Origin of the sequence: Streptomyces sp. NPDC057654, assembly GCF_042800135.1 — a bacterium.
GTDB lineage: Bacteria > Actinomycetota > Actinomycetes > Streptomycetales > Streptomycetaceae > Streptomyces.
The window spans coordinates 1-3,327 of record NZ_JBHVHQ010000921.1 but is presented as its reverse complement, the minus strand read 5'-3'; the positions used below and the strand labels follow the sequence as shown (position 1 = coordinate 3,327).

3 protein-coding genes are annotated in these 3,327 nt (G+C 72.0%); all 3 read right to left on the bottom strand.

Going from position 1 to position 3,327, the window contains the following annotated elements; genetic code table 11:
• Positions 1–77 precede the first annotated feature (77 nt).
• Positions 78–1,256 carry an acetoin utilization protein AcuC gene (locus ACFU99_RS38310; protein ID WP_384401723.1) on the bottom strand — a complete coding sequence of 393 codons (1,179 nt, stop codon included), beginning with the start codon at positions 1,254–1,256 and terminating at the stop codon, positions 78–80.
• On the bottom strand, positions 1,225–2,454 hold the full coding sequence (locus ACFU99_RS38305) for an MFS transporter (RefSeq protein ID WP_384401720.1): 1,230 nt from the start codon (positions 2,452–2,454) through the stop codon (positions 1,225–1,227). Before ACFU99_RS38305 ends, ACFU99_RS38310 begins: the two co-directional genes overlap by 32 nt.
• A 103-nt stretch (positions 2,455–2,557) precedes the next feature.
• On the bottom strand, positions 2,558–3,202 hold the full coding sequence (locus ACFU99_RS38300; RefSeq protein WP_384401717.1) for an HAD family hydrolase: 645 nt from the start codon (positions 3,200–3,202) through the stop codon (positions 2,558–2,560).
• Between the last annotated feature and the right edge of the window lie 125 nt (positions 3,203–3,327).

The following is a 3,327-nucleotide window of genomic DNA, read 5'->3' as shown; positions in this document are numbered from 1 at the left end:
CCCCGGCACGGTGCGGGCAAATCACCAAAAGCATCCGCTACGGGACGGACGGCGCTCGTGGGGCATGCTGCCGCCGGCTATGGCAGCGGCAGCATGCCATGCGCCGGGAACACCGCCCGCCGCGTGGCGAGAATCGCCTGGTCCAGCCGGTCCGCCGGGTCGTATCCGGCCTCCACGAAATCCCGCCAGCCGGGAGCCCGGCCATCCGTCATACGGGCCGGGGCCGCCGACCGGGTCCGCCGGTACACCTCGTGCCGCCACTCGTCCGGCACCCGCGACTCCGGCGGGACCGCCCGCCCCGCCGCGATCCCCACCAGATGCGTCCACGTCCGCGGCACCACGTCCACCACCGCGTACCCGCCGCCCCCCAGGGCCACCCAGCGCCCCTGGGCGTGCTCATGGGCCAGCGCGTGGCACGACTCGGCCACCATCCGCTGCGCGTCCAGCGACACCGCCAGATGCGCCAGCGGGTCCTCGAAGTGCGTGTCGGCCCCGTGCTGCGTCACCACCACGTCCGGCGCGAACGCCGCCAGCAGCTCCGGCACCACCGCGTGGAACGCCCGCAGCCACCCCTCGTCCCCGGTCCCCGCCGGCAGCGCGACGTTCACGGCCGAGCCCTCGGCCCCGTCCGCGCCCGTCTCCTGCGGCCAGCCGGTCTGCGGGAAGAGCGTGCTCGGGTGCTCGTGCAGCGAGATCGTCAGCACCCGCGGGTCCTCCCAGAACGCCGCCTGCACCCCGTCCCCGTGGTGTACGTCGACATCCACGTACGCGACCCGCCGCGCCCCCAGTTCCAGCAGCCGCGCCACCGCCAGCGCCGCGTCGTTGTACACGCAGAACCCGGACGCGCCGCCCGGCATCGCGTGGTGCAGCCCGCCCGCGAAGTTCACCGCGTGCAGCGCCTCGCCGCGCCACACCGCCTCGGCCGCGCCCACCGACTGACCCGCGATCAGCGCCGACGCCTCGTGCATCCCCGCGAACGCCGGATCGTCGACGGTCCCGAGCCCGTACGAGCCGTCGGCCGCGCCCGGATCGGCCGACACCCGACGCACGGCGTCCACGTAGTCCTGCCGGTGCACGAGCCGCAGCGTGGAGTCGCCGGCCGGCTTCGCGGCCACCACGTCGACCTCGCGGTGCAGCCCGTACGCCTCGACCAGCCGCATGGTCAGCGCGAGCCGCACCGGGTCCATAGGGTGCCCCGGACCGAAGTCGTAGCCCGTTACTGCCTCATCCCACATCAACTGTGCGCGGCCGCTCATGCCCGCCACGGTATCGGTCGGCGGCGGAACCGAACGAGTGGGCGTAGAAGAGCATCGCGAGCACCAGCAGCATCGGTACGGCCATCGCGCCGCGGTAGCTCCAGGCGTCCCCCAGAGCCCCGACGAGCGGCGAACCGATCAGAAAGCCCACATAGTTGAAGATGTTCAGCCGCGCGATGGCGATATCCGTCGCTCCGGGGAACAGCCGCCCGGCCGCCGCGAAGGTCTGCGGCACGATCACGCACAGCCCGAGGCCGAGGACCGTGAAGCCGAGCATCCCGGCCCACGCGCCGGGCGCGAGGGCGACGACCCCGAAGCCGCAGGCCGCCACCACCGCCCCGACCCGTACGACCGCGACCGGCCCGAACCGCCGCACGCCCCGGTCGCCGACGGCCCGCCCCAGCAGGGTCATCACCATGTAGACGTTGTACGGGACCGTGGAGAGCTGCTCCGAGCTGTGCAGCACGTCCTGGAGGTACTTGGCGCTCCAGTTGGACACCGTCGAGTCGCCTATATAGGCGAAGGCCATGACCAGGCACAGCGGCAGCAGCAGCCGCGTGGCGACCGCCTGCGAGCCCGGCCGGGCCGCCTCCCCGTCCTCGATGCCCGACTGCTCCGGCGTGCGCCGGTCCGGATACCAGCGGCTGGCGACGAGGGCGGCGGGGATCACCACCGCGACCAGCGGCGCGTACAGGACGGCGAGCGAGAGGTGCCAGTGCGCCCCGGCCCAGGCGAGCGAGGCCCCGACGATCCCCCCGAGGCTGTACGCGGCGTGGAAGCCCAGCATGATGCTCCGCCCGTACGCCCGCTGGAGGCTCACGCCGAGCATGTTCATCGACGCGTCCAGGGCGCCCACCGCGAGCCCGAACAGCCCGAGCGCGACCGCCGCCTCCCACAGCGCGTCGCCGGAGCCCGCGGCGAGGAGCGCGAGGCAGACGACGGGCTGCACCCAGCGCAGCACGACGCTCGGCCGCACCCGCGCCACCAGACGCTCGGCGCCGAAGCTGCCGGCGCCCGCGAGGATCGGCACGGCGGCCAGGAAGACGGGCAGCAGCCCGTCGGATATCCCGTACTGATCCTGAATGGCCGGGATCCGGGTCACGAGCAGAGCGAACACCGCGCCCTGCACGAAGAAGCTGACGGCCAGGGCTGTTCGGCCGTGCCGCAGTCGCGCCACTGAATCGGGGGTGGCAGTCATGGCGGGGAGCGTACGGGCCGGAACTACCGCTGGGTAGATGGATCACACAGCGAATCTCGGGGAGTCGGCGGTCGAGGCCGAAGCGACTGGAGTCGAGGACGGATCAGGCGAGGAGCCGGGGAAGGTCTCCGAGGTCGGTGAAGACCTCGGTCGCGGTGGACAGCCGGTCGGCGGGGGTCATGGAGGTGAAGCCGTAGACGTCCATCCCCGCGGCGACGGCGGCCTCCACCCCGAGCGGGCTGTCCTCGATGACGACGCAGCGGGCCGGCTCCACCCCCATCGACCGTGCCGCGTGCAGGAACAGATCGGGCGCCGGCTTGCCTCTGCCGACATCGTCCGCGCTGAAGATCCACTCCTCCTCGAACCACTCGTCGAGCCCGGCCTTGCGCTGCCCGACCCGGATCCGCTCATGGGTGCCCGAGGACGCCACACAGTACGAGACCCCCTCGGCGACCAGGTACTCCAGCAGTTCGGCGGCCCCCTTCACCGGCTGGAGGTGCTGCTCGAAGGCGTGGAAGACCCGGGCGTGCAGCGTCTCGTCGAACTCCGCCGGCAGCTGCCGGTCGGTCCGCTCCTGGACGAGCTCGTGAATGCGGTGGACGGCGGCGCCCATGTAGTCGCGGAGGGACTCGTCGTACGAGGTGGGGTGGCCCAGTTCGGTGAGGTACTCGGACAGCACCTGGTTGGAGAGCGGCTCGCTGTCGACGAGCACTCCGTCGTTGTCGAAGATGATGAGGTCGTAGCGCATGACTGCACCCTAAACGCAAAAATGCCGGTGTCCCGGACCACAAGGTCCGGGACACCGGCTAAAAATTGTTCGGCGGCGTCCTACTCTCCCACAGGGTCCCCCCTGCAGTACCATCGGCGCTGAAA